This is a genomic window from Stenotrophomonas sp. STEN029, assembly GCF_056760015.1.
In genome coordinates this window covers 43277-49276 of sequence record NZ_JBRREC010000023.1, presented here as the reverse complement: position 1 = coordinate 49276, position 6000 = coordinate 43277, and the positions used below count along the sequence as shown (strand labels likewise).

Sequence of the window (6000 nt, the reverse complement as noted above, 5' to 3'; positions counted from 1 at the left end):
AACCGCGCGCCCGCTCGCCCCCCGTCTGGTGGGGGCTTTTTAATCCGGCAATGGGCGTTTAACACCGGGCGCGCCCAGGGTGCCACCCGGATTCGGCGCCCCCGCGGCCCGGGGCGGCCCGGGGGGGGCGCGGTGCTGATCGCGGTTATTCCTTCGTCTCGATGCGCCACCACACAAAGCGAAGCGCCCCGGTCGAGGCCGGGGCGCTTGCCTTCGGCGCGGGTCAAGCGGCCAGTGCCTCGGCGGGTTCATCCGCCATTGCCTCGGTATCCTCCGGGGCGTCCTGCTCCGGGCCTTCTTCCTGCGCGGCCTCCTGCGGGCCTTCGGCCTTGAAGATGGCGGGCATCCAGCCGGTGCCATCGGCCAGCCGCTCGGCCTCGCTGGCAATGTCGGCCTTCTTGAGCTTCGCCAGCCGGGTGACGAATTCCGGTGCAAACGCGCCCACGGCATCCAGAATCACGGCCTTGGAAACGTGCTTGAAGTAGCCTTCTGCGGTCGGCTTCCACCATGCGGCCATGTCGAGGCCCACGGCCTGCGCCAGTTCTGCGCCGGGCTGGTGCGGCGTGGCACGGGGCGTCACCACGTCCACCGTGGAAGCCACGCACACGGCCAGCAGCCGCACCAGTTCGTCTTGCGACTTCGCCAGCAGCGCGGCGAACAGTTCGGCGCTGTCCTCCGGCAAGGCTTCCCCGGCTACCTGTTGCAGTTCGCGCAGCGCCACAGCGGCGGGCGACTCCGGCCAGTCCGGGGCCATGCCTTCCAGCCGGTCTTGCACTTTCAGGCTCACGCCCAGCGGCAGGTCGTGGCCGTGGTAGCTGTCCTGCAAAACCTTCTGCACCATGCCATGCACCAGCGCGGCCAGCGCGACGTGCGGATGCCGGGCCACTTCGATTTGCAGCGCCGCCGTGCGGTGGGCGCTCAACCGCTGCGCCAGCTGGTCGGACAGGCTCGCGGCCTTGGGCGGGTCGTCGGCGTCCTCGTGCTCCTCGTTGGCGGCTTCGCCTTCGGTGCTGCCGAAGCCGCGCCGCAGCTTTTCCAGCGTGCGCAGCGCCTTGGCCTCGGCTTCGCGCAGCAGGCCGCGATGAATAACAGCCTCGCCGTTGCGGTCGATGGTGACGATGGCACCGGCCACCTCGCGCACTTCGGGGGCGTAGCCTTGCAAGGCATTCTCCGCGTCTTGCAGTTCTCCGACCACCTGATCGCGCCGCTGTTCCAGCTTCTCGGCCTTGGCCTCGTCCTCGGCGTCGCAGGCTTCTTCCAGTTCGGCGTCGATCTTTTCGAGGCGGGTTTCCAGCGAGGCGATGCGGCGGGCCTCGCGGGTGGTCGGCTCGCGGCGGTGGCGCGGGGCGTTCTGGAACGCCTGCCGTTCCTCGTAGGCCAGATGCGGCACGGCCTCCACCCATGCCCAGCCCTCGGCGCGCACGTCCTCGGCCAGCGTTGCCAGCTTGTCGCGCACGAGCGTTTCCAGCACTGCGGTATCGGTGAGGTAGGTTCCGGCATCGCCTTCCGCGAACAGGTCGCGGCGGATGCCGCCGCCTGCTTGCCGGTAGGCGTCCAGCCCGACGAAGCGCACCAGCGCGTGCGCGGCGTCGATTTCGCGCTCGGTCAGGCGCTCGCGCAGCTTGGACGGGCTGCGCTGCCATTCCGGCGCACCATAGAACGTGGCTTCCTGCGCGGCGTGGTCGTCGGCGAAGGGACACAGCAAGACCGCCCCCTCACGCCACCCACGCACGCCGGTTTTCGGCAAGCGGAGCGCGCAGGCACGGATCAGCGAGCCGGGCCGGAGGCGCCAGCGATGGAAGCCCGACAGGGGCGAGACTCGCGCAGCGAGGCTCAATGCGCAGCACGACAGCGCGACGGCGGCACGCCGGGACGCCCGACTGCTTGGGACAGGACTACTCGTTGTCGGTCTTGCGCGGCTCGATGTGCAACTGTCCTTGACGTGCAGCCGGGCGTAGTTGCGAAGGTACAGCGTGTCGTACTGCTTATCGGGCGATGTCAGGTGCACCACCATCAGGAAGGCGGGGGACTGCTTTTGGACGGTGATGCCCTGGCGCACCACATCGCGGGCAGCCGGGCCTGAGCCTGGGCGACGCGGTTTTGTACCCGCACCGTCGCGTCATCGGCGTTGATGCCAGAACGGAAGGTGACCGTGGTCACCAGCACGCCGTCGGAGCCGGCGACAGACTTGATGTACATCATGCCTTCGACGCCGTTGATCTGCTCCTCCAGGGGTGTCGCCACGGTCTCGGCAATCACCTTGGGGTTGGCGCCCGGATACACGGCGCGCACCACGACCTTGGGATATTCGCTGATCGGCAGCGCCGGGATCGCGAGCAGGCCCGAGACGAAGATGACGATCGACAGCACAGCCGCGAAGATCGGCCTGTCCATGAAGAACTTGGAGAGGTCCATGGGCTAATACCTTGAAAGGAGTCCAGGGGGAAGCGCGCCGCGCCGCTCGTTGTGTGATACGTCCGATCGGTGGCGCGCTCCGGCGTGGTGCTTCATTTGGTGGCGGACGCGGGCGCCGCAGCAGCCACCATGGGCACCGCCGTGGCCTGCACAGGCATGCCCGGCAAGAACACCTTCTGCGCGCCGTTGACGATCACGCGGTCGCCCGCCGCCAGCCCCCCTCGCACGATGCGCAGCCAATGGGAACTGCCACCCAGTTTCACATCACGTCGCTGCGCCAGTCCATCCTTGTCTACGATGTAGACGTAGTTACGGTCGTGGTCGGTCAGCACCGCCTTGTCGTCGATCAACACGGCCGAGAATTCGCCGCTGCCGACCAGTCGCACGCGGGTATAGAGGCCCGGCGTGAAAACGCGATCCTTGTTGTCCAGCACCGCGCGCACGGCGATCGTGCCGCTGCCCCGGTCCACCTGGTTGTCGAGGAAGTCCACCGTGCCGGTGTGAGAGAAGTCCGCCTTGTCCGCCAGGGCGATCTGGACCGGCAGCTGGCCGCCTCGCTCGCTGGGGCGCTCTCCCTTGCGCGCCATGCGCGAGTAGCGCAGGAACGCCTTCTCATCGGCCTCAAAGTAGGTATAGACCCTGTCCTGGAACACGATGGTGGTTAGCACACTGGCTGCATCGCTGGCGGCCACCAGGTTGCCTGCGGTAAGGCGGGCACGGCTGGCGCGCCCGTTGATGGGCGAGCGCACTTGGGTCCTCTCCAGGTTCAACTGCGCCGTCTCCACCGCAGCCTGCGCGGCCTGCACCTCAGCCTGCGCGGACTCGTCAGCGGCGCGGCGCTGCTCCCAGGCCTCGGTGGAGACAGCCTGCTGCTCGACCAGCACCTTGGCACGTTGCGCCTCGCTTCTGCTGCGGCCGGCTTCGCTGCGCGCCCGGGTCAATTGCGCCTGGGCCCGGGCCAGTTCCGCGCGGTAGCTTCGGGCATCGATCATGAAGAGCACATCGCCCTTCTTGACCTCGTCTCCTTCGCGATAGGCGACCCGCTCGACGTAGCCAGACACCCGTGGGCGCAGCTCGACGCTCTCGATGGCTTCGATGCGTCCGTTGTATTCGTCCCATTACGTGATGGGCTTGATCTCGACCTGCGCGACGCTGACTTGCGGCGGCGGTGGATGGCCTCCGGCGCCAGCTCCGGCGTTCTCTTTACAACCTGCGAGCGCCATCGCGCTGAGGGAGATCAGTATCCAAAGCAGGCGCACGCCGCGAGGGTCGGAGCTGGAAGTCGTCATCTGAACAGGTTCCGTGGTCAGGTCGTAAAGCGAATGAAGCGAGCGCGATCGCGCTGCACGCTGTCCCCTGACGCTGCTTTCTTGGCAGCGCAAGACCATGAGCGACAGATGCGGCAGAGATCGAATCCCGTTGGTTGTCGGCTTCTCGTCTCGTCGCAGAACGCGCGCGCAAACCGACCTCGGCGGCATTACAAAGCCTCAAAACTTGAGGTCAAGCGATATCGACGTTCTGATTCGCGCCGTTGCGGATTGGTCCGCCGCGTCGCATTTTTGGACGGCTCTTGAGCCGCCGGTTACGCGAGAAGTGACAAGTAAGGATTGTTCGGTGGTGGCTCTGCGAACAGGAGCCGAACATCGTGCAATAGATAGCCATACAGGCGGCGGGACTTCCTGGGGCCTGTGACATCGCACGTCCAGATGTTCAGGCCCCTGGGCTTTTTGCGATGCAGTTGCAGGCGCTCGAAGCGCTTTTGTACCCATTGCCAATCCTGCTGGTTCTCCTGCTTGGCGAGAGTCCCGACCTGGGGGTGTTCTTGTGCGTAGCGTTGGAATACCCCGGGGCTGACCAGGTAGGCCGTGTCGCCCACCGTATGCACGAGCGCCTTCGCGTCGTTGATGACCAGCCGGCGGGTAGCGATACCTTGTTTCAGCCACGCCATGAAGTGCTCGCCCGATGGCTGCGCCGACGAGGACGTGGGCACCGGCGCTGATGACGGCACGGGCACCATCGAGGTTGGCGGTGGCGTTTGAGGGCCAGCGGCGGGTGCGTCGCCCGAGACGGCTTCCGCATCCTGTTGGGGAACAAGCAAATCGCCGATTCCTACCATCGCCAGCAGGTCCTCCATGACATCGGGTGCGGCTTGTGCGGCAGGCAAGTGAACCGGAGTCGCGGCGTCGACGCCCTCCCATGGAAGGGACTCTTGATCGTCGGTGGCTGGCTTTGCCGTCATTGCCGGCGAGGGCACCAAGGCATCGGCATTGTTGGGTGCCGGTGTCCCGTCGATTGCCACTGCCCCTGCGAAGGGCGCTGGCCGCTCTCCAGACTCCCAAATCAGCGCGGGAGCGAGACGCAGCAGGGTGAATGAGTGGGACCAGCCAGTCGTGCTGGTCACGGTCGCGCGCCAGACCGCCTTGCCGTCCGGCGTCGGTTGCAACATGCCGTGATCCTGCAGCACGTTGAAGACGGCGGTGTTGCTCGCGGGGATGCCGTCGACGCCTAGTGACAGCAGGTGCGCACGCAGCTTGTCCGAGACCGTCTTGCTTACCAGCCACAAGGCATCCTCGGTGATCCAGCCATCGGAGGCTTCCGGCTGGTTCAGCTTCAACTGTTCCTTGAGCAGGTAGCGCAGCCCGTCGAGCAACTTGCGCTGCAGCGCATGCTTGTGTGCAGCCATGGCGCGGGCCGGATCGCCGCCCAGTTCCTGGGCCACCGAAGCCCGGTCGGCCTGCACGACAAGTTCGCCCAGCACGCCGGCGCGCTCGTACTGGCCGGCCAGGACGTAGAGCAGCGGTCCCCACAGGTCGGGATAGCCACTGAGCCAGTCCAGGGCATCACGGTCGAGCAGTTGACGGTAGAGTAAACCTGTCGCGGCGCTGTGGAGCCGATATTCCCGATCGTCGCGGTAGCGGAAGCGGTATGGCTGGTGCAGCGGGCCGTGCCAGGGGTGCCACAGCGAGCCGTCGGACAGTTCGACGTGCAGATCGACGGCGATCTTGCCGATGTCGTGCAGCAGCGCGGCATAAGCGACTGCGGCAGTCCAGGCTTCAGACTGCGCCGCCTGGTCTTCGGGACTGCCGCCAATGGGCAGCAGATGGGACTGCCGCAGCTTGAGCGCATAGGCGACGATCTCCAACCCGTGATCCAGCATGCCGCCGGGGTAAGCGTGGTGATGGCTTTCCGATGCGGGGAATTGTTGGACCAACTCGGCGTAGTGCTCCAGCGGCGTGCGGTATAGGGTGGCGAACTGCCGCCGCGACAGCGACGTGCGCTGCCAGATGTGTTCCAGCAGCTTCTGCCGGCGCGGTGTTGCCAGCAGCGATGCGGCCGATTCGGGCCGCAGCAACCCTTTCGGGAGGTCGGTGGCGGGCGCTGGCGACGGGGCAGCGACCGGGGGCCGTTTTCGCTGGAACAGGGAGAGCATGCGGGTGTCCTCTGGGGGGCCGGCCGGGAGGCCTTTTCGCCTTTTCGAGGTAGGGCCTTTCCCCTTGCACCCCATTCCCTTGCCGTTTCGGCCCTTTGGCCTTTAACCGTTTCGGTATAGCCGGGCCTGGGTTGCGTCTCCAGCGTCAATGTGGA

2 protein-coding genes and 2 pseudogenes are annotated in these 6000 nt (G+C 66.5%); all 4 read right to left on the bottom strand.

The window, feature by feature from the left end; translation table 11 throughout:
* Nucleotides 1-223: 223 nt before the first annotated feature.
* The 4 genes and pseudogenes from ACVOLI_RS07555 to mobH all read right to left on the bottom strand — a co-directional run bounded on the left by ACVOLI_RS07555 (nucleotide 224) and on the right by mobH (nucleotide 5845).
* Complete coding sequence (locus ACVOLI_RS07555; protein WP_003116800.1) at nucleotides 224-1705, bottom strand: hypothetical protein; 1482 nt, start codon at nucleotides 1703-1705, stop codon at nucleotides 224-226.
* Nucleotides 1706-1933: 228 nt separating this feature from the next.
* A pseudogene (locus ACVOLI_RS07550) lies at nucleotides 1934-2415 on the bottom strand (efflux RND transporter permease subunit); the annotation flags it as partial.
* A gap of 92 nt (nucleotides 2416-2507) precedes the next feature.
* Nucleotides 2508-3704 (bottom strand): annotated as a pseudogene (locus ACVOLI_RS07545) (efflux RND transporter periplasmic adaptor subunit).
* A 293-nt stretch (nucleotides 3705-3997) separates the two neighbouring features.
* The gene (gene mobH / locus ACVOLI_RS07540) at nucleotides 3998-5845 is read right to left on the bottom strand and encodes a MobH family relaxase (RefSeq protein ID WP_003109768.1); all 1848 of its coding nucleotides are present in this window, start codon (nucleotides 5843-5845) and stop codon (nucleotides 3998-4000) included.
* Nucleotides 5846-6000 lie beyond the last annotated feature (155 nt).

Excerpts from the sequence above, each read along its gene's own strand:
- mobH (WP_003109768.1), bottom strand. The coding sequence starts at position 5,845 with ATGCTCTCCCTGTTCCAGCGAAAACGGCCCCCGGTCGCTGCCCCGTCG.